Source organism: Pseudidiomarina sp. PP-1MA, assembly GCF_041200125.1.
Lineage (GTDB): Bacteria > Pseudomonadota > Gammaproteobacteria > Enterobacterales > Alteromonadaceae > Pseudidiomarina > Pseudidiomarina fusca.
The window spans coordinates 2,463,735-2,482,650 of sequence record NZ_CP165718.1 but is presented as its reverse complement, the minus strand read 5'-3'; the positions used below and the strand labels follow the sequence as shown (position 1 = coordinate 2,482,650).

The following is an 18,916-nucleotide window of genomic DNA, read 5'->3' as shown; positions in this document are numbered from 1 at the left end:
TACGTCCTTCTTATTTTTTCTTCGCTAAAACAACAAACTGGCCAGTAAATTCCGCGACCGGTTTATCGCCATCGTAAATTTGCGACTTAAGCGTTACGCGAGCGTTTTGCCCCTGGCTAAGGCTGCTTAAATCCCCGGTAAAACTTGATAAGCGAGCCAGCGCTCTAGGTTCTTTACTCACCGGTTTGTGGTAGCTGATCTGCCCATCGGCTAACACAATGGCTCCGGCTAACTCTCTTTCGCGCAATTGTAAATGCAGTAAGCCCCAGCATGTCAAGGTTGCGAGTGAATAAATACTGCCGGCAAACATAGTGCCATGCACATTGATATTGCGCGACAAGATGGCAGCCGTCTCAAATTCGCGCCCCGTATACTGAATAATACGGATGCCCATGGTATCCGTGATAGGAATTTCTTGATGCCAGGTTTGTTGTAGATCTTGGCACCAACTAGGACGATAAATAATGCGGTTAAACTCGGTAAAGGTTTTGCGCAACTGGTGCTCGGCTTGCGGGTTTTTCACGGTATCGCCTTCTTCTACCACCTCGTAGCCGCATTTAATGTAAAAACCGAGGGTATTATCACGTGAGTTAATCACAACATGCTTGGCACCTTCAGCACGAGCTACCTTTTCTAGTTCATGCACGATAGCTACGCCATGGCCTTCGCCCCGGTGCTCAGGAGCCGAGGCCATAAACCTGATTTGTCCCTCGTCAGGGCTATTAAAATGTAAACGGCCAATAGCAATGGCTTCGCCGGCACTGTTCACCACCATACGATGTTGACCTACACCATCATATTCATCTTGTTCAGAGCCGCGTGGACGTTGAAAAGGCTCGCGCAATACCCGCCAACGCAGATAATAATAACTTTCCCATTGTTCTGGCGTAGACGGCGTAATTACTCGATACATAAATGTTTTTATCCTTTACTAAGTCTTTGCTGCGGGTACCTGCAGTAAGAAAGTCACGGGGCCATCGTTCACCAGGCTAACTTGCATGTCGGCACCAAACTGACCGGTTTGGCAGAAAATACCAAGCTTAGTTAACTCTGCAACAAAGGCCTCATAAAGAGGCTCTGCTTGAGCCGGAGCTGCCGCAGTAGAGAAACTTGGCCGCCGGCCAGAATCGGTATCGGCTGCCAAGGTAAACTGCGACACCACCAACGCTTGGCCACGGACATCGATTAAACTCATATTCATTTTGTCATCGGCATCGGCAAAGATGCGGTAGTGAGCCACTTTGTGCGCTAACTTGTGCGCATCAGCTAGAGTATCGCTGGTGGCTACCCCGAGCAAGATCAGTAAGCCCTGCTCTATCGCACCAACCTTAACATCAGCCACACTCACGCTAGCTTGGCGCACTCGTTGAATTAAAGCTTTCATTCAGATCCCTGATTTCCAGTGTTAGAGGTTGCTGCTGCAGCGGGATCGGCCTCAGGAGGTGCCGCTGGGGTAGTGAACTCTTCAATACTTGCGGTTAATTCGGCACCCAGCAACACAATATTCCACGACACGAAAATCCACAGTAACAAAATTGGGATAGCAGCCAAAGCCCCATAAATGGCTTCGTAACTAGGGAAAGCAGTGATATAGGCCGCAAAGCCTCTTTTGCTGACTTCAAACAAGATGGCAGCTAGCAGCGCTCCCCAAAAGGCATGTCGCACCCGTACGATACGGTTTGGCATCATCACGTACAGCAGTAAAAAAGCAACCAGCGAGGTGACAATCGGCACGGCGCTGAGGAGCGTGGTACGAATTCCTGATACGTAATCTTCAGCAAATGCTGTCAAAGATATCAGATAAGAGCTCACGGCCATTCCCGAACCCATCAAAATAGGGCCCAAGGTTAAAATCATCCAGTACACAGCTAACGCAACTACAATGCGGCGGCGTTGATGGTTACGCCAAATACGGTTCATGGTGGCATCAATAGTACTGATAAGATTTACCGCCACCACAATCACAAAAACCACCCCAATGGTGGTCATCTTAGAAACATTACCAACAAAGGTATTTAAGTACTCGCTAATGACTTCGCTAGAAGTAGGCAGCAAATTGGCGAATAAAAAGGCTTCTAGCTGTTCACGTAACTCCTCAAACATAGGAAAAGCCGAGAAAATCGAGAACATCACCACCATCATCGGCACCAACGCCAACATGCTAACAAAGGTTAAGTGGCCGGCAATAATGGTGACGCGGTCGTCTAAACAGCGCTTGCCAAAATACAACAAAAACCGCCCTGCGTAGCGCAGCCGTTCTAACCCTTGTTGTTGCCAAGATGACAGCTCGGTCATGGTGATTCCTTGAGTTAATCTGACTATTTAGTAGAGCGTTATAATCCCAAACCCTAGTGCTTGCGTAAAGACTATATCAAGATAGAGGAGCAAGTATGCGGATAATTATAGGTGCAAATGGTGGTTTAGGTGGTGCGTTGGTGGATTATTACAGCCAAGCTGAACATGTGATTGCTGTTTCTCGGACAGCGCCGCCGGTATCCTTGGCGGCCGATGTCACTTGGGCACAAGTCGCAGGCTACCAGCCAGAGCATTTAGTGCCGCTGTTCGAGGTCTTAACGGAGCAGTTAGCCGCCGGTCGGGTCGTGAGTGGGGTGCTCAGCGCTATTGGGTTATTACACACCGATAGTTATCAGCCAGAAAAGCGTTTAGCGGATCTTAATCTGGCACAGTTACAACATCAATATCAGGTGAATGCCATATTGCCGCTATTGCTGTTACAGCAATTAGTGCCTTACTTACCTCGGCAGCAACCATGCAGCTTTGTGCAATTGAGCGCCAAGGTTGGCAGTATCACTGATAACCATTTGGGAGGCTGGTACAGTTATCGAGCCAGTAAAGCGGCCCTAAACATGTTGCTTAAAACCGCCGCGATAGAGTTACGACGTACACATAAACAGCTCACCATCGCAGCGATTCATCCGGGTACCACGGATACCGAACTTTCTAAACCCTTCCAAGCCCGACTCACGCCAGATAAGCTCTACTCTGCGCAACTATCGGCACAACGTATTGCAGCTGTCATCGCACAACTCGATCCGCAGCACAGCGGTGCGCTTTGGCATTGGGACGGCACCTTACTACCTTATTAGCCTAGCGCAGCAATAGTTTCTTTTTCAAACAGCCGCCTTGCAGGTATACTGTGGCGAATACCACAGCAAATAAGGAGATGTTATGCGAGTTCTGCTGCAGATTGCCAGTGTTGCCTTAGGCGCAGTACTGTTAACGGGCTGCCAAAGTGCTTACTACGGCGCCATGGAAAAAGTCGGCATTCACAAGCGCGATATTCTCGTGGATAGAGTGGACGATGCTCGTGAAGCGCAAGGCGATGCCCAGCAAGAATTTAAATCAGCGTTAGAACAACTTGATGCGTTGTTGAACATTGACGGTGGTGAGCTAGAGCAGCGTTACAATGCGTTAAATGATGATTATGAAGCCAGTAAAGCGGCGGCCGAGCGGGTTAACGATCGCATTGAAGCTATTCATGATGTCGCCGAAGCACTGTTTGACGAATGGCAAGATGAACTTGCGATGTACTCTAATGACGCCATGCGTCGCCAAAGCGAGCGCTCACTTCGTGATACCGAACGGCGTTACAAAAGTCTGTTAGCAAGTATGGAGCGGGCCGCGGCAACCATGGACCCCGTGTTAGCTAAACTGCAGGACAACGTTCTATTTTTAAAGCATAACCTCAATGCGTCGGCGGTAGATGCCATTCGCGGCGAGTATCGTAGTTTAGAAACGGATATCGCTGTGTTGATCAAAGAAATGGAAGCGGCAATAGCGGAATCTGACGCCTTTATTAAAGCCATGCAAGAGGGACAATCATGAGTTTACTTATTATTGCCGGCAGCAGCCGCGAAGATTCTATTAATGCCGTGCTGCAGCAACGAATTGCGGCAGTCGCAACGGCTGCGGGCGAGGCCTGCCACCTGTATGCTGCCGCCGATTTAGATGCACCTTTGTATCAAGGCGACTACGAGCAAGAAAATGGAGTACCGTCAAATATTCAGAAACTAGCGACAGCTATCAACGACGTCACCAAAGTGATTATTGTATCGCCTGAATACAATAGTTCGATTCCGCCTTTATTAAAAAATGCGATTGATTGGTCGACCCGGCTACCACAGAATCCGTGGCAAGGTAAAACCGTGTTACTAGCTGGCGCTGCGCCAGGTCGCCTAGGCTGTATGCGGGTATTGACCCATTTAAATACAGTGATGAGTGCCGTACAAAGTTGGGTTGCACCCATGTTTCTTAGCTGCGCTAATGCCAGCGCAGAAAGCCTCGCTGAGTTTGACCAAGCAGCTATTGAGAGCTTTATTGCGCAAGGTGGCTAATTTTAAGCCGAGTTAAGCCTGCAAGCCTTTGAAGTAACATTCAATGGCTTGTTTGGCAGTACTGCTTAAATCAAACAAGCTTTTATCCAGTAGCCAGTTGTACATCAGTCCATCAACCAAGCTAAATAATCCCAACACAACAGCTTGAGAATTAAGGTCAGCACCAATGAGGCCTTTCTTTTTTGCTTCATCAAGCAAAATACAAGATTCTTCAATGCAAGCGTTACGACCACCTAGATGGCGCAAATGAATCGGTAAGGCATCGCCCACGTATTCGCATTTGTGCAGCAAGATATTGATCAGTGCTTGCATGTGCGGATCGTGCTCAACCTGGTGAATAATATGAAAGCACCGCGCTTTTAGAATAGCTAATGGATTATCCTGATGAGCTTGGACAATTTCTTCTAGCATTTCATCCACAGGCAGTTTCACCCGATCCATCAATGCATTGATAAGATCCAGTTTGTTTTGAAAGTGATGATAAATAGCGCCGCGTGTTACCCCAGCGGCTTCGGCAACTTGCATCATCGAGGTATTAGCTACCCCGTTACTACTAAATACTCGCTCAGCGGCATCTAATAACTCAGTGCGGGTTGTTAATGCATCAGCTTTTGTACGGCGTACCACAATTCACCTCAATTGAATAAACTATGGACGATTATAAACTATTTTATACAAACATGCATGTATGTATGTATAAATGCAAAACTTGCAAGATAAGATCTTAATCCCCATAGCTTAACTATAGAGTTAAAGTATAGAGTTAAAGACAAAAAATAGTCATTGTTGAACCGCAAGTGCTATGCTCAAACGTAGCCTAATAAGTTTTAACAGGGGGTTGCCATGAAGAATGAGATTGATCAACGCTTAGTATTAGATGCTTATGAGACAATTCATGAATACGGTAAAGCCGAACAAGGTAAGCATACCTTAGAGGGTATTTCGGCCTATACCGACCACGATGGCTATACCGTCTTTTTAGAGGGACATGGCGTACGTATGACGCTTGAGTTCCACAATAAATATCATTTGGATTATGAGAACGAACGTCAGTATGAAATGTTCATGCGGGCACTAGAAAATATTAGCCAAGGCCATTACGAGCCCAAACGCACCGAAACTTAACCCAGCAGAGTAGGATGGCATGACCAAGATAAAGCACAAAGCCTATAGTGTGGCTGAAGAAGTCGCCCATGCGTTAACCCATGGTGCTGGCGCCATCGCAGCCATTGTCGGATTAGTGCTGATGCTGGCTTGGGCCAGTACTTATGGTGACACTTTTCATGTGGTTAGTGCGGCTATTTATGGCGGAAGTTTGATTTTATTGTATTCGGCCTCGACGCTTTATCATGCATTTCCGTGGCCGCGAATTAAGGCGTTTTTCCAGCATCTTGATCATGCCGCTATTTATGTGCTGATCGCCGGCACCTACACCCCGTTCGCCTTGGTAAACTTACGTGGCGCGTGGGGTTGGACGCTGCTAGCGGTGGTGTGGAGCATTGCTATCTTCGGCGTGGTTATTGAGCTTGCGCTTAAAGAACGCAAGAAATGGCTTTCGCTAAGCCTCTACTTAGGGCTAGGCTGGATGGCCATTCTGGTGATTAAACCCATGCTAGATAACGTAGCCGCCGGAGGTTTATGGTTATTATTAGGCGGTGGCCTAGCCTATACCTTTGGCGTGATTTTCTATGTCTGGAAGTCACTGCCATTTCATCACGCCATATGGCATCTCTTTGTTTTAGCCGGCAGTGTGCTGCACTTCTTATCCGTCTTTTATTACGTTTTGCCCCAGCCGAATATGATTTAAGTTATGGTAGCTTGCCTTTCCTAAATGAAAGGGCTATGGTTGCGCCTAAGCAAAGAGGGTAACCAGTTTTATTATGTTTAAGTACGATTATTCAATTCTAAGTACCGCACTCACCTTTCCAAATTAAGCCGATTGCAGTTTAAGCAATCGGCGTATCTTGTTTTATCCAAAGCAACTAGCCATGTAGCTAATTAATGATTTTTCGTGTTTTAGTTCGGTAGGAGTAAAGCCGTGCTTGCGCGTATTTGGGGTTATTGTAACTCCGCCGCTTGTTTACATCAGTCATGGTTTCAATGTCAGCAATTTAGGGTACTACAAGACCCTTTGTTACTTGCCGATCTCTATCAACGCTTAGAACTCAGCGACCGTCCTGCATCAAAAATGAATGCACGGGTGGTGATAGGTTCGCGGGTAACCGTGCGTCAATTAAATGCCAATGATAAACAAGTTTTTCATCTGACAATTGTCGAGCCAAGTAGCGCTAACTTACAGCGACATAAGATCTCTTATCTTTCGCCGATGGGGTTAGCGCTACTTTCTTTGCCGTTAGGCGCTACTTTTTATTTGTCTGATAGGGCCAGTGAAAGTCACTGGTGTGTTGTTGCAATCAACTCAGCAGGAGATCATCATGAGTAAAGAAAAGCAGAAGAAAAAGCCGCAAAAAACGTTGAAAGAAAAACGTAGAGAAAAGAAGAACAAAGCGGACTAACCGGTACCATCAGGGTTCCGCAAAAAAAAGCCAGTCAGAACCTTCTGACTGGCTTTTTTAATCAAGCTGTTGTGACTAATTAATTAGCTACGGCTAGCTCGTTTACGCTCGTTCTCAGTAAGCAAGCGCTTACGAACACGAATTGATTTTGGTGTGATTTCTACCAATTCATCGTCATCAATAAACTCAAGAGCTTGCTCTAATGACATCCGAATAGGTGGCGTTAGCAATAATGCATCATCAGTACCAGCTGCACGGATGTTGGTTAATTGCTTACCTTTCAGACAGTTTACGGTTAAGTCGTTAGACCGGCTATGAATACCAATCACCATACCTTCGTAAACTTCTTCCGCGTGGCCAATCATCAACCGGCCACGTTCTTGTAGGTTAAACAAGGCGTAGGCTAGGGCTTTACCTTGGGCGTTAGAAATCAAGACGCCGTTGATGCGCTGGCCAATGTTGCCGCCTTTAAACGGACCATAGTGATCAAAGCTATGATAGAGCAAGCCGGTACCTGAGGTTAAGGTCATAAACTCAGTCTGGAAGCCAATCAAACCTCGGCTAGGTACAACGAAGTCGATACGAATACGGCCTTTACCATCTGGAGTCATGTTGGTCATTTCGGCTTTACGCAAGCCAAGTTTTTCCATCACTGAACCCTGGTGTTGCTCTTCAATATCCACGGTCAGGTTTTCAAACGGTTCTTCTTTCACGCCGTCTACTTCGCGCATGATAACTTCAGGGCGAGATACCGCCAGCTCGAAGCCTTCGCGACGCATATTTTCAATAAGTACGCCTAAGTGCAACTCACCACGGCCAGACACCCGGAAGCGGTCTGGGTTGTCAGTTTCTTCTACGCGCAAGGCCACGTTATGTTTAAGCTCTTGTTGCAAGCGCTCAAGAATTTGACGTGAAGTAACAAACTTACCTTCTTTACCAGCAAAAGGTGAGGTGTTTACTTGGAATGTCATGGTTACTGTTGGCTCATCTACAGTTAATGCAGGCAGAGCTTCTACTGAGCCAGCCGCACATACGGTGTCAGAGATTTTTAATTCGCCTAAGCCAGTAATAGCCACGATGTCGCCGGCACTCGCTTTATCGGTTTCGATACGGTCTAAGCCTAAATAACCAAAAACTTGGCCAACTTTACCGTTACGAGTAGAACCATCAGCGCCAACCACAGTTACCTGCTGGCCAACTTTCAATGAACCACGTTTAATCCGGCCAATACCGATAATGCCCACGTAGCTTGAGTAATCAAGCTGTGAAATTTGCATTTGTAATGGACCATCACGATCCGCATCTGGTGGTGATACTTTGTCTAGAATGGTTTCAAACAACGCAGTCATGTTGTCAGTCACCACGTTATAATCGTGGGTTGCCCAACCGTTTAATGCAGAAGCATAAACAACTGGAAAATCTAGCTGCTCATCGGTAGCACCTAGGTTGTCAAATAGGTCAAAAATCTGGTCGATAACCCAATCAGGACGTGCGCCCGGACGGTCGATTTTGTTTACAACAACAATCGGCTTCAAGCCATGCGCAAAAGCTTTTTGCGTAACGAAGCGGGTTTGTGGCATAGGTCCGTCAACGGCATCAACCACCAGCAACACTGAATCGGCCATTGACAATACCCGCTCAACTTCACCACCAAAATCGGCGTGTCCAGGGGTATCAAGAATGTTGATACGGTAGTCTTGATAATTTACCGCTGTATTTTTCGCCAAAATGGTAATGCCACGTTCTTTCTCAAGATCGTTGGAGTCCATCACCCGTTCTTCAGCGCCACCGCGGCTTTCTAAAGTGCCGGAGCTTTGAAGAAGTTTGTCAACAAGGGTGGTTTTGCCGTGGTCAACGTGCGCAATAATTGCAATATTGCGCAGCTTGGAAAGTTCAGTTGCTTGAATTGTCATTGATAAAGCCTGTAAAAACGCGAGGATAGGACCCCAAAATGGCCACGCCGCGAGAATGTCACGAGTGGTTAAAATAGCGGCGTATTATACGCATACAGCTAACACTACGCTAGTTTTTTTACAGGCTTGTGGCAGCAAAAGACTTAATTTACGCTGTTATTGTCGTGTTTGAGGCGCTTACCCCAGCGTTGCTGGGCATAGCGACGAAGGCTCGGAACCGTATCAGTTTCGTCCATAATAGGCTGGCCGAGGATGGTTTCAATGATGTCTTCTAGTGTCACTAAGCCCATCCAAGTGCCATGCTCATCGTACACCAATGCCATATGTTGACGCTGCTGAATGAGTCTAGCCATTAGTTTTTCAACGTTCACCATCTCGCTAACAATTTCGGCTTCGCGGGCTAATTCAGCAATGTTTTGCGAGGTGTCTGATTCCAGTGCTTCATTGCGTAAGATAATGCCATGAGGTACTTCGTCTGCATCAATAATCGGAAAGCGCGAATAGGGCATAGATTTTACCCGATACAAAAAGTCACTGACGGTTTCGTCTGGGCGTACAGATTCACACACCGTACGTGGTGTCATGACATCCCGCACACGAATGGTGTGCAGGTCGAGAATATTACTGATCACTCGTCGCTCATCGGTATCGATGATTTTTTGCTCTTCACCCAAGGTCGCCAGCGCCTTAATTTCTGAGCGCACATCGACATCTTCTTCACCACCAATACGTTTGGTGACTTGATCGGATAGCCAAATGAAAGGCTTCAAGATGAGGATCATCAGATTCAGGATGCCAGGCAATAACGGAGCTAGCTGACGCCAGAATTTGGCACCGATAGTTTTAGGGAGGATTTCTGAGAGCACCAAAATTAAGACGGTCATGACTGCTGAGGCAATCGCTAAATAACCATCGCCAAACACCACACCAACTTGTGCACCTACGCCCGCTGCACCTGCAGTATGGGCTACGGTATTGAGGGTAAGAATAGCCGCAAGGGGGCGGTCAATATTATCTTTGAGCGCTTGTAGTTTGCCATGCAATACCGGTTGTTCTGCCTTAAGTTGCGCCACGTAACTTGGCGTGATGGAGAGCAAGGCAGCTTCAAGAATGGAGCATAAAAAAGAAATACCAATGGCAATAAAAGCAAACAGAATCAGCAGGAACATGGGTTTCACATAAGTTAAATAAGACAAGCGATTGTGGCACAACTGTAAGCACAAAAAAAGGGGCCGCAGCCCCTCTTCGCAAGTACTTAAACGCTGGTTATTAGAAGCTGTAGCTGGCTGAGAACCAGAAGCTGCGGGCGCGTTCAGCCGTGTTGTAATCGGGCGAACATAAGTACTCAACTTCATTGTCGGCTAGCAAACAGCTGCGGCTAGACAAGTCGGTATCAAGCAAGTTGTTGATTCTGGCCCGTAAAGTCCATGATTCAGAGAGCTCGTAGTTAGCCCCTAAATGCAACAGTTCGTAAGCTTTGTAATATTCCTCAACGGTTTCAGGGCCGGCCGGGCCGGTCACGTTGGCGGTACCACGGAAGCGCTCACCACGTACTTCGGCACGTAAATCAAAGCTCAGCGCATCGGTTAGGGCGTAACTTAGCGTAGCATTGGCCATGTGCTCAGGCGTATTGACCAAGGGTAAACCTTTGTCAGCGCCGCTGCGTACTTCACTGTGAGTGTAGGTGTAGTTACCGCGTACGCTTAAAGCATCGGTAATATCGTATTCAGCATACACCTCAGCACCTTTGGTGACCGCTTTGTCAACGTTGGCATATTGAGTAAAGTAGTCGTAGCCAAGGTCCGCCCAACCCTCACCAATGTCTACACAATACTGACCTGGCTGTGCGATCTCACAGTTAGGGGCACTGTCTTGACGAATGATTTTGTCGTCAAACTCGTTGTAGAACACGGTGAGGTTGGCGGTAAAGTCGTATGCGTTATCAAAATATACGGCCGCTTCGTAGTTCACGCTCGTTTCTGGTTGCAGGTTAGGGCTACCCACCAAAGGAATGGTACCTTGGCGACCAAAGCCAGTGATGCCAGGGAAGAGATCATTGGGTTTTGGTGCTTTATAGCCGGTGCTGATCCCGCCTTTAACGGTCCAGTCTGGGTTAATGCTGTAGTTTAAGTAAACGCGCGGACTCCACTGTCCAGAGAAGATATTGTGATGATCGTAACGAGCGCCGGTCGTTAAGGTCAGCGAGTTGGTTGCATCAAAACTGTTCTCTGCAAAAATAGCCCATTGGCGATGGTCTTGAGTGGTACCTGCGCGATAATCACTACCGTAAAAACCAAACACCCCGTCTTCCATGGAGACATCAAGGTATTGCACCCCAGTCACCAACTTATTACGGGCGAAGCTCATCTCAAAAGTCGAATCAAAAATCCAGTTGGTCAGTTTTAGTGGTCGATTAGGGCGAGGTAAGTATTCGCTCTCAATCACCGCCCGAATATCATCAGTTAGTACCGGTCGGCTCACGCCTTGGTCTGCGACTGCTTGGTCCCACAGCTGTTGAAACGCAGCACGTTCTGCCAAAGACAGCGGCAAGCTACGGCCTAAGTTCTCGCTGATACTATGGGTGATGCTATTGCGCCATACGCCAGCATCAAAGGTACCAATATGAGAGAGCACAGCTTGCTCACGTTGCACCCGCTGGTAAGGCGCATAACCAACCCGGGGCTCAACTAAACCGTTGCCGCCAGCTCGCCACATGTTCTCGGCAGAATCAAGCGTACCCACTTGGCTTTGAGTGTTATCGTAGCGCTGTTTAGCTAAATCGTAACTAAGCGCAAAGCGCTGCTTTTCAGTCAGGTTATAGTCTAAAGTAGCACCGTAGTTCCAAGACTTACCGCCGACAATCTTGCGGTCGCCAAAGCTGCCTGAGTCGGTCCAAGTGCTGCCATCGGGCAACGGCAGTTCAGTCACGTAGCCCGGTTCACTAGGCTCGCGCCAATAACCACTGCCGCGTAAGGCAAGGCTCAAGGCCTCGTTAATTGGACCGGTAAGGTAAAAATCAACTTTTTGGTCATTGCCGTATTGGTCATCTTCTTGCAAAGTACCAGCTACCGACACATCTCCGTGCCAAGCATCTAGGGTGCGGCGAGTAATGATATTCACCACCCCACCAATGGCATCGGTACCATACAAAGTAGACATTGGCCCGCGGACCACTTCAATGCGTTCAATCGCGGCTAACGGCGGCATGTACATATACTGACTGTTACCGAAGTTGTTAGGCCCAATATCACCGGTATCATTTTGGCGACGGCCATCAATCAACACTAAGGTGTATTCAGCGGGTAAGCCGCGCATGGTGATACTTAAGTTACCGTTCTTATCCTGTCCAGAACCTACATCAATACCTTCTATATCACGCAAGGCATCGGCTAAGCCCGAATAGGGTTTGGTTGCCAAATCTTCGCGAGTTACCACGGTTACACTCGCTGGTGCATCAATAACCTTGGTTTCGTAGCCCGCAGCAGTAACCACGATCCGCTCTACGCGGTCTTTTGCATCAGCGTCTGGCACCGGTTCGCCAGCAGCCATAGCTGGCGCTTGGATAGTGCTGAATACCAGTGATGCAATCATTAAAGCAAGCGGTGTAGGACGAGTCCGAAGTGACATAAAACAACCTTTTAATGAAAATTAATGAATCCGATGTTGCAAATGATAATAACTCTCATTTATCATGTAAACAGTTAAATGATAATAATTCTCAAAAACATTGACCAAGTCGGTTTTTGCTTTGAGAGCTCAACTAGGTAGAACGGATTCGAAGAATGTGCCCAATCACTTCATCAACAAGTCAATCGCCTAAATCCAAGCGCCGTCATGCAGCACAGGATAAACCCACGCGCCGCAAATCAGGCTGGCGCGATCTGAAAGCTTGGCATTGGGTTAGTTCAGCCGCCTGCTTGGTTGCGACACTTTTGTTCGCGCTTACGGGCATCACCTTAAACCATGCGCATCAGCTAGAAGCCTCGCCCTCTACAACAGTGATAGAGCAGCAGCTGCCCACGGCTGTGGTACAGGCAATGCAAGCCCGCCAGCAGCAATTACTCGAAGGGTCTTACAGCGCGGAAGGGCCTCTACCAGCGGTGTTCAGAGGTTGGTACTTAAGTTCGCAGCAGCAATCCTTGCCTGCTGAAAAAGCCGCCCAGTGGGACGAGTTTGAGGCCTATTTTGGCTTACCTCGGGCCGGTGGTGATCTCTGGTTTCGAGTCGATTTAGAGACCGGCATGTTTTACCAAGAAAGCATTGATCGAGGCTGGATTGCCTATTTCAACGATTTACACAAGGGCCGCAATACCGGCTGGGGATGGATAACTATGTTAGATATTTTAGCGGTCGTGATGCTGGTGTTTTCAGTAAGCGGTTTATTGTTATTAAAGCGCTATGCCAAAGGTCGTAAATCTACTTGGTGGTGGGTAGCTCTGGGCGTGGTTGTTCCTTGGTTAGCCTTGTTGGTACCAGCCCATGCAGCAGAAGCCGCTTCGCCCAAGCAGATGCTATTGCACGTAGAGATCCCGCAGTTAGATGTGGCTGAATACCATCGACCTTATGTTGCTATCTGGTTAGCCGATGCGAAACATCAACGGGTGGCCGACCTTGCTGTTTGGTATGACGGCAAACTAGCAAACAAAGAGGGCGAAAAATGGCTCAAGGATATGCGTCAATGGTGGCGCCGCAGTGGCCGCATGGCCACCATGCCGATTGATGGAGTTACTGGAGCAACCCGCCGCCCGGGCAGCCATAACCTTAATTTAAGCCAATTTTTACCGCAGTTAGCCGAGCTACCGCCAGGTGAGTATCGGTTGAATATTGAAGCCGCGCGTGAGGTTGGTGGTCGTGAACATCTACAACTGCCTATCACCCTGCCATTGCAGGCACCGGTGAGCGCTCAAGTGCAAGGTCAACACGAGCTCGGCCTGATTAAGTTAAGCGTAACAGCACAATAACCACGCGAATCTGAATGTGAACACTTACTATCTTTGATTGAATTAGAACGAAAGGAAACTAGCATGCGTTATATTATTTTATTCGGGGCCCTCGCCCTAAGTTTTTCGGCCGAGGCGCATCGCGCTTGGATCAAACCTGATGCCACGGTGATTTCTAAAGAAAATGCTTGGGTTACCTTTGAGGCGGCAGTTTCTAACGAAATATTTGCTCGTGACCACGTGGCGTTCCGCCTGAATGGGGTTGTGGCATTAGCACCCAACGGTCAGCCGCTAGAGTTACAGAATGCCCATACGGGTAAATTGCGCTCCGTCTTTGATTTGCAGCTTACCGAAAATGGCACCTATAAAGTTGTTACCGCATCGCAAAACCTGCAAGCCCGCTGGGTAGATGCCAACGGTGAACGTCAATTCTGGCCAGGTCGTGGGGTTACGCCTAAGCCGGGTGATTTTGAGCGTGAAGTGCCAAAACAAGCGCAAGATTTAACCATTACTGAATACTCGCGTCGGATTGAAACTTTTGTGACCAACGGAGCCCCGAGTGATACGGTGTTGGCGCCAACTAACCAGGGCTTTGAAGTGGTTCCAGTAACCCATCCAAACGATTTGTACGCTGGCGAAACCGCAGACTTTAAAGTGCTGTTTGATGGCAAGCCCGTAGCTGGTGCTGAAGTTACTGTTATTCGTGAAGGCATGCGCTACCGTGCGCAGCAAGAAGAGCAAACAGTGACCAGTAATGGTGCCGGCGAATTCTCAGTAACTTGGACTGAAGCCGGCCAGTATTTTATGGAAGCCGAGTATCAAGACGACCAAGGTAAGGCCCCGGCAACTCAACGTAGAGGCAGTTACGGCGCGGTTTTCGAGGTTCTTTAGAAAAAAGCGAAATAATCATCCCAAGTTGCTAGAATATGCTCTATAATTTTTTCTATAGAGATTTCTAGCAAGGGGATGAAGATGATTTTAAATCGTAGTTTAGTCGGCCTGATGTTCAGCGCCGCACTCGTTTTAGTCACCAGCAGTGGCATGGCTCACGCCACCGATTACACCGTAAAGCAAGCATCTATTGCTGAATACATTCATTTGCAAGGGGTGGTGGAGTCAACCAACAGCGCGACCGTATCAGCGCAAGTTTCTGGCCGTATTGAAGCCGTTAACGTGGATGTTGGTGACCAGGTTGAAGCGGGTGCCACCATAGTCACCATCACCTCCGTTGATCAATATCAAGCTGTGGCTCAGGCCCAAGCCCAAGTAGCGGCAGCACGAGCTACCCTAGTGGCTGAGCAGCAGGAATTTGATCGAGTCACTAAATTAGTGGCGCAAAAGTTAGTGCCTGATGCCGAACTCGATCGGGCTAAAGCGCGCTTAGACAACGCTAATGCCCAGTTAAAAGCGGCGCAAGCAGCAGCCAAGCGCGCCCAAGAGCAACTGTCTTATACCGCAGTCAAAGCTCCTTACAGCGGTGTCGTGAGTGAGCGTTTAGTAGAGCCAGGTGAGTTAGTGCAGCCAGGCACCCCGTTGATGTCAGGCTTTGATCCGGCCGAATTACGAGTGCATGTTGATCTTCCTGCCCTGTTTGCACCGGCGGTCGAGCAATTCAAATGGGCTGAAGTAGCCGGCTTAAAACCAGTAGCACAGCGTCTATTTCCCACCATTCATAGTGCCTCCAGTACCGTGCGATTACGGTTAAATTTGCCTGCAGACGGTAATCTATTGCCCGGTCAGTGGTTACCGGTGGTCGTGCAAGTGGGTGAGCACGAGGGCCTTCTAGTACCACAGCAAGCGGTGTTGCAACGTGGTGAACTGACCATGGTGCGAATGCAAGATAATAGCTGGCGTGCGGTTCGCTTAGGCCTCACTCAAAATGGTCAAGTAGAAGTGGTCAGCGGGCTAAAAGCTGGCGAGGTTATTCGTTATGAGTAATAAACCACTAGGGATTGCAGGTAAGTTTGCAGCCTGGGGTGAGCGCTCCCAACTAACCCCGCTGTTGGCGGTATTTGGCTTAATTCTGGGGATTATGGCGGCGATGATCACGCCGCGCGAAGAAGAGCCCCAAATTGATGTGACCATGGCTGATATCATGATCGCCTTTCCTGGTGCCGATGTGAGTCAAGTTGAACAGCAACTGACCACACCGTTAGAGCGTCATTTTGCCCGCATGCAGGGTATTGAGCATATTTTCTCCGTGTCACAGCCTGGCCAAGCCTTAGTGACGGTGCAGTTTGAAGTTGGCATTGCGCGCGACACCGCACTGGTGCAATTGTTTGATACGTTAGCCGGTTGGCAGCAACAGCATCCGCAGTTTACGCAACCGCTTGTGAAAGCTCGAGGTATTGATGATGTACCAATTTTAGGGCTAACCCTAACCGGCGCAGACTTAGAGCTGAAGGATGTAGCTGATAGTTTGATTGAGCCGCTGCAAAACGTCGCCGGGGTGCGAGACATCAGTATTATTGGTGCCGAGCCCGAGCAAATAAATGTCACCTTAGATAACACCGCCCTCACTCGGGTAGGTTTGGATTTTAATGCGGTTAGCCAAGCGCTAGCTAGCCAAAACCAAAGTGGACAAGCGGGGTATCGATTACAGGGCAATCAGTACATCCCAGTGCAAGTAGGTGGGTTTATTGAAAGTGCTGAGGCGCTGAGTAATCTGATTGTAGCTAATGTTGATGGTAAACCAGTGCGCTTGCATCAAGTGGCGGACATCTCAACCCAAGCAGAAGTACCCTCACAGTACGTGTGGTCGCGGCAAAAAGGGGGTGAGCTTGCACCAGCAATAACCTTAGCCATTACCAAAAAGGCGGGCGAAAATGCCGTGGTGGTGGCCGAGCAAGTATTAGCTCGTTTAGCTACCATGCAGCAGCAATTGTTGCCTGAACAATTGCAGGTAGAAGTAACTCGCAATTACGGCCAAACTGCAGACGATAAAGCATCTAAGCTGATCCAGAAACTGATCTTTGCGACCATCTCGGTGGTGGCTTTAGTGCTGCTCACACTCGGTAAACGTGAGGCCGTGGTGGTGGGCAGTGCGGTGGTCTTAACCCTAGCCATGACCCTATTTGCGTCATGGGCGTGGGGCTTCACCTTAAACCGCGTGTCGCTGTTTGCCCTGATCTTCTCGATTGGTATTTTGGTGGATGACGCCATCGTGGTGGTAGAAAATATTCACCGCCATCTAGGGCTGGGCAAGTCACTTAAAACGTCCATTCCTGCTGCTGTGGACGAAGTAGGTGGGCCAACGATATTGGCAACCTTCACGGTGATTGCCGCGCTCTTACCTATGGCCTTTGTTAGTGGCTTAATGGGCCCATACATGAGCCCCATTCCTATCAATGCATCTTTGGGAATGTTGCTGTCGCTGCTGATTGCGTTAACCGTTACCCCTTGGCTGGCGCGCCACTTACTCAAAGATGAGCATCATCAAGAGCAGCAAAGTGATAAATTGCATCGTTTCTTTCATAAGCTGATGCTACCGCTGCTAACTCATCGCAAACGTCGCTACCTGATGGGCTTTGGCCTCATTGGCCTGATTGTGGCGATGCTCGGTCTTGCCGTGGTGCAAGCAGTGGTGATGAAAATGCTCCCGTTTGACAACAAAAGTGAAATTAAGCTGGTGTTGGATATGCCCGAAGGCAGCACCTTAGAGCAGACCAACGCGGTGCTGGTGGAACTAGCGCAGACGCTTGATAGCGTGGACGAAGTAGCCGCGACGCAGATTTATGCGGGTACCGCATCACCGATAGGCTTTAATGGTTTAGTGCGGCAGTACTATTTGCGCCAAGGCGCAAACATGGGCGATGTGCAAGTCACTCTGAAAGAGCTTGGCGAGCGAGAGCGGGCAAGCCATGAGTTGGCCTTAGCCATTCGCCCGTTACTGACACCTATTGCCGAAGCTGTTGGCGCGTCATTGAAAATCGTTGAAGTGCCGCCAGGGCCACCGGTGATGGCGCCAATTGTTGCAGAAATTTACGGTCCAAGTGCACAGGCTCGGGCTGATGCCGCTCAGTTAACCTTGGCACAACTGCAGCAAACCGAAGGTGTGGTGGATATTGATAGCACCTTGGTGAGCGATAGTTTAGAAGAAGTCTGGCAGGTTAACCGCGAGCGTGCGGCGCAATTAGGAGTGACTGCTGAACAAGTGGTACGGGTATTGCAAACGGCCTTGGCAGGGATGGATGTCACTTATTTAGCCGTCCCCCATCAAACCCAACCGGTAGCGGTAAAAGTAAGGTTACCAAACACTTGGCAAGGTCAGTTAAGCCAGCTGCAGAACGTCACTGTGCTATCACAAACCAGTGGCCAGGCGATTCCGGTAGCGGAGCTAATCGACCGAGTTCAGCGGCCTTATGCGCAGCCCATTTACCACAAAGACCTGCGTCCGGTGGTTTATGTGACGGCCGATATGGCGGGTGATTTGGATAGTCCTTTATACGGTCTGTTTGCCGCCGCTGGTAACATTGAGTTGCCACAAACCTATATCAGCCAACCTGATGTGTGGGATACGGCTGCACTAAAATGGGATGGGGAGTGGCAAATCACTTATGAGACCTTCCGTGATATGGGGGCAGCCTATGCCGTCGGTTTGTTATTGATTTACTTACTGGTTGTGGGGCACTTTGGCAGCTACGCAGTACCGTTAGTCATCATGGCTCCGATCCCGCTCACCCTAATAGGGATTATGCCAGGGCATGCGTTACTGGGAGCGCAGTTTACCGCAACCTCGATGATCGGGATGATTGCGTTGGCTGGCATCATTGTGCGCAACTCCATTCTCTTGGTGGATTTTGTCCGCGAAGAAGTGGCGGCTGGCAAGGATTTGAACGAGGCAGTGATAGAAGCTGCAGCGGTGCGAGCTAAGCCGATTGTATTAACGGCACTAGCGGCCATGTTGGGGGCGTTCTTCATTCTGGATGACCCGATTTTCAGTGGTTTAGCAGTGAGTTTGATCTTCGGTATCGCAGTATCAACAGCATTAACCTTGGTGGTTATTCCGCTGCTGTACGCGTCGTTATTGCGACGCAAGGCTAAGCATCTTTAATTGTTCAACCTTGTTCGTTACTGATTGATTGCGATAGGGCTCCGTGGGTGGGGCCCTTTCTTTGTGCATTTTACCGGTTGCACAATTGTAACGCATGATCATAATGCACTATCGTGATGCACATAAATGCACTATGATG

Annotated in this window: 17 protein-coding genes; 10 read left to right on the top strand and 7 right to left on the bottom strand. The window is 48.7% G+C overall.

Annotated features, from left to right (window positions below; genetic code table 11):
• Positions 1-10: 10 nt before the first annotated feature.
• The 3 genes from AB8S08_RS11700 to AB8S08_RS11690 are packed head-to-tail and all read right to left on the bottom strand — an operon-like array spanning position 11 to position 2,295.
• Positions 11-913: a bifunctional GNAT family N-acetyltransferase/hotdog fold thioesterase gene (locus AB8S08_RS11700; protein ID WP_110076978.1), complete on the bottom strand. Its 903-nt coding sequence runs from the start codon at positions 911-913 to the stop codon at positions 11-13.
• 18 nt (positions 914-931) lie between these two features.
• Positions 932-1,384 (bottom strand): D-aminoacyl-tRNA deacylase, encoded by a 453-nt coding sequence (dtd, locus tag AB8S08_RS11695; RefSeq protein ID WP_369742858.1) that lies wholly within the window; start codon positions 1,382-1,384, stop codon positions 932-934.
• A complete protein-coding gene (locus AB8S08_RS11690; protein ID WP_369742857.1) occupies positions 1,381-2,295 on the bottom strand; it encodes a virulence factor BrkB family protein in 915 nt (304 codons plus the stop codon). Before AB8S08_RS11690 ends, dtd begins: the two co-directional genes overlap by 4 nt.
• Before the next feature lie 95 nt (positions 2,296-2,390).
• Between AB8S08_RS11690 and AB8S08_RS11685 the strand changes: the two genes are divergently transcribed.
• From AB8S08_RS11685 to AB8S08_RS11675, 3 genes are all read left to right on the top strand, one after another.
• The gene (locus tag AB8S08_RS11685) at positions 2,391-3,107 is read left to right on the top strand and encodes an SDR family NAD(P)-dependent oxidoreductase (protein ID WP_369742856.1); all 717 of its coding nucleotides are present in this window, start codon (positions 2,391-2,393) and stop codon (positions 3,105-3,107) included.
• An 82-nt stretch (positions 3,108-3,189) separates the two neighbouring features.
• Positions 3,190-3,846 carry a DUF2959 domain-containing protein gene (locus AB8S08_RS11680; RefSeq protein ID WP_110076982.1) on the top strand — a complete coding sequence of 219 codons (657 nt, stop codon included), beginning with the start codon at positions 3,190-3,192 and terminating at the stop codon, positions 3,844-3,846.
• Positions 3,843-4,355 carry an NADPH-dependent FMN reductase gene (locus AB8S08_RS11675; RefSeq protein WP_110076983.1) on the top strand — a complete coding sequence of 171 codons (513 nt, stop codon included), beginning with the start codon at positions 3,843-3,845 and terminating at the stop codon, positions 4,353-4,355. The genes AB8S08_RS11680 and AB8S08_RS11675 overlap by 4 nt, the downstream gene beginning before the upstream one ends.
• A 12-nt stretch (positions 4,356-4,367) precedes the next feature.
• Here the strand turns inward: AB8S08_RS11675 and AB8S08_RS11670 are convergent, their stop codons facing one another.
• Complete coding sequence (locus tag AB8S08_RS11670; protein WP_369742855.1) at positions 4,368-4,982, bottom strand: TetR family transcriptional regulator; 615 nt, start codon at positions 4,980-4,982, stop codon at positions 4,368-4,370.
• Positions 4,983-5,198: 216 nt separating this feature from the next.
• Between AB8S08_RS11670 and AB8S08_RS11665 the strand changes: the two genes are divergently transcribed.
• The 3 genes from AB8S08_RS11665 to AB8S08_RS11655 all read left to right on the top strand — a co-directional run bounded on the left by AB8S08_RS11665 (position 5,199) and on the right by AB8S08_RS11655 (position 6,798).
• A complete protein-coding gene (locus tag AB8S08_RS11665; RefSeq protein ID WP_110076985.1) occupies positions 5,199-5,480 on the top strand; it encodes a DUF3081 domain-containing protein in 282 nt (93 codons plus the stop codon).
• A gap of 19 nt (positions 5,481-5,499) precedes the next feature.
• On the top strand, positions 5,500-6,162 hold the full coding sequence (locus AB8S08_RS11660; protein ID WP_110076986.1) for a hemolysin III family protein: 663 nt from the start codon (positions 5,500-5,502) through the stop codon (positions 6,160-6,162).
• 231 nt (positions 6,163-6,393) lie between these two features.
• Positions 6,394-6,798: a GreA/GreB family elongation factor gene (locus AB8S08_RS11655; RefSeq protein ID WP_153826256.1), complete on the top strand. Its 405-nt coding sequence runs from the start codon at positions 6,394-6,396 to the stop codon at positions 6,796-6,798.
• A gap of 156 nt (positions 6,799-6,954) precedes the next feature.
• Here AB8S08_RS11655 and typA read toward each other — a convergent pair whose 3' ends face one another.
• The 3 genes from typA to AB8S08_RS11640 all read right to left on the bottom strand — a co-directional run bounded on the left by typA (position 6,955) and on the right by AB8S08_RS11640 (position 12,411).
• A complete protein-coding gene (gene typA / locus AB8S08_RS11650; RefSeq protein WP_110077092.1) occupies positions 6,955-8,784 on the bottom strand; it encodes a translational GTPase TypA in 1,830 nt (609 codons plus the stop codon).
• A gap of 143 nt (positions 8,785-8,927) precedes the next feature.
• Entirely contained in the window at positions 8,928-9,953 is a 1,026-nt protein-coding gene (locus AB8S08_RS11645; RefSeq protein WP_369742854.1) for a CNNM domain-containing protein, read from the bottom strand.
• 100 nt (positions 9,954-10,053) lie between these two features.
• Entirely contained in the window at positions 10,054-12,411 is a 2,358-nt protein-coding gene (locus AB8S08_RS11640) for a TonB-dependent receptor domain-containing protein (protein WP_369742853.1), read from the bottom strand.
• Positions 12,412-12,566: 155 nt separating this feature from the next.
• On the opposite strand from AB8S08_RS11640, the gene AB8S08_RS11635 reads away from it, so the two are divergent.
• The 4 genes from AB8S08_RS11635 (at position 12,567) to AB8S08_RS11620 (ending at position 18,777) form a co-directional block, all read left to right on the top strand.
• Positions 12,567-13,745: a PepSY-associated TM helix domain-containing protein gene (locus AB8S08_RS11635; RefSeq protein WP_153826254.1), complete on the top strand. Its 1,179-nt coding sequence runs from the start codon at positions 12,567-12,569 to the stop codon at positions 13,743-13,745.
• A gap of 63 nt (positions 13,746-13,808) precedes the next feature.
• Entirely contained in the window at positions 13,809-14,615 is an 807-nt protein-coding gene (locus AB8S08_RS11630) for a DUF4198 domain-containing protein (RefSeq protein ID WP_153826253.1), read from the top strand.
• 81 nt (positions 14,616-14,696) lie between these two features.
• The gene (locus tag AB8S08_RS11625) at positions 14,697-15,662 is read left to right on the top strand and encodes an efflux RND transporter periplasmic adaptor subunit (RefSeq protein WP_369742852.1); all 966 of its coding nucleotides are present in this window, start codon (positions 14,697-14,699) and stop codon (positions 15,660-15,662) included.
• Positions 15,655-18,777, top strand: coding sequence for an efflux RND transporter permease subunit (locus tag AB8S08_RS11620; protein ID WP_369742851.1), 3,123 nt, complete (start codon positions 15,655-15,657; stop codon positions 18,775-18,777). The genes AB8S08_RS11625 and AB8S08_RS11620 overlap by 8 nt, the downstream gene beginning before the upstream one ends.
• The last annotated feature ends 139 nt before the right edge of the window (positions 18,778-18,916 follow it).

What these genes read in the sequence shown, in the direction of transcription:
- AB8S08_RS11700 (WP_110076978.1), bottom strand. Translation starts at nt 913, where the DNA reads ATGTATCGAGTAATTACGCCGTCTACGCCAGAACAATGGGAAAGTTAT.
- dtd (WP_369742858.1), bottom strand. Translation starts at nt 1,384, where the DNA reads ATGAAAGCTTTAATTCAACGAGTGCGCCAAGCTAGCGTGAGTGTGGCT.
- AB8S08_RS11690 (WP_369742857.1), bottom strand. Translation starts at nt 2,295, where the DNA reads ATGACCGAGCTGTCATCTTGGCAACAACAAGGGTTAGAACGGCTGCGC.
- AB8S08_RS11685 (WP_369742856.1), top strand. Translation starts at nt 2,391, where the DNA reads ATGCGGATAATTATAGGTGCAAATGGTGGTTTAGGTGGTGCGTTGGTG.
- AB8S08_RS11680 (WP_110076982.1), top strand. Translation starts at nt 3,190, where the DNA reads ATGCGAGTTCTGCTGCAGATTGCCAGTGTTGCCTTAGGCGCAGTACTG.
- AB8S08_RS11675 (WP_110076983.1), top strand. Translation starts at nt 3,843, where the DNA reads ATGAGTTTACTTATTATTGCCGGCAGCAGCCGCGAAGATTCTATTAAT.
- AB8S08_RS11665 (WP_110076985.1), top strand. Translation starts at nt 5,199, where the DNA reads ATGAAGAATGAGATTGATCAACGCTTAGTATTAGATGCTTATGAGACA.
- AB8S08_RS11660 (WP_110076986.1), top strand. Translation starts at nt 5,500, where the DNA reads ATGACCAAGATAAAGCACAAAGCCTATAGTGTGGCTGAAGAAGTCGCC.
- typA (WP_110077092.1), bottom strand. Translation starts at nt 8,784, where the DNA reads ATGACAATTCAAGCAACTGAACTTTCCAAGCTGCGCAATATTGCAATT.
- AB8S08_RS11645 (WP_369742854.1), bottom strand. Translation starts at nt 9,953, where the DNA reads ATGTTCCTGCTGATTCTGTTTGCTTTTATTGCCATTGGTATTTCTTTT.
- AB8S08_RS11640 (WP_369742853.1), bottom strand. Translation starts at nt 12,411, where the DNA reads ATGTCACTTCGGACTCGTCCTACACCGCTTGCTTTAATGATTGCATCA.
- AB8S08_RS11635 (WP_153826254.1), top strand. Translation starts at nt 12,567, where the DNA reads ATGTGCCCAATCACTTCATCAACAAGTCAATCGCCTAAATCCAAGCGC.
- AB8S08_RS11630 (WP_153826253.1), top strand. Translation starts at nt 13,809, where the DNA reads ATGCGTTATATTATTTTATTCGGGGCCCTCGCCCTAAGTTTTTCGGCC.
- AB8S08_RS11625 (WP_369742852.1), top strand. Translation starts at nt 14,697, where the DNA reads ATGATTTTAAATCGTAGTTTAGTCGGCCTGATGTTCAGCGCCGCACTC.
- AB8S08_RS11620 (WP_369742851.1), top strand. Translation starts at nt 15,655, where the DNA reads ATGAGTAATAAACCACTAGGGATTGCAGGTAAGTTTGCAGCCTGGGGT.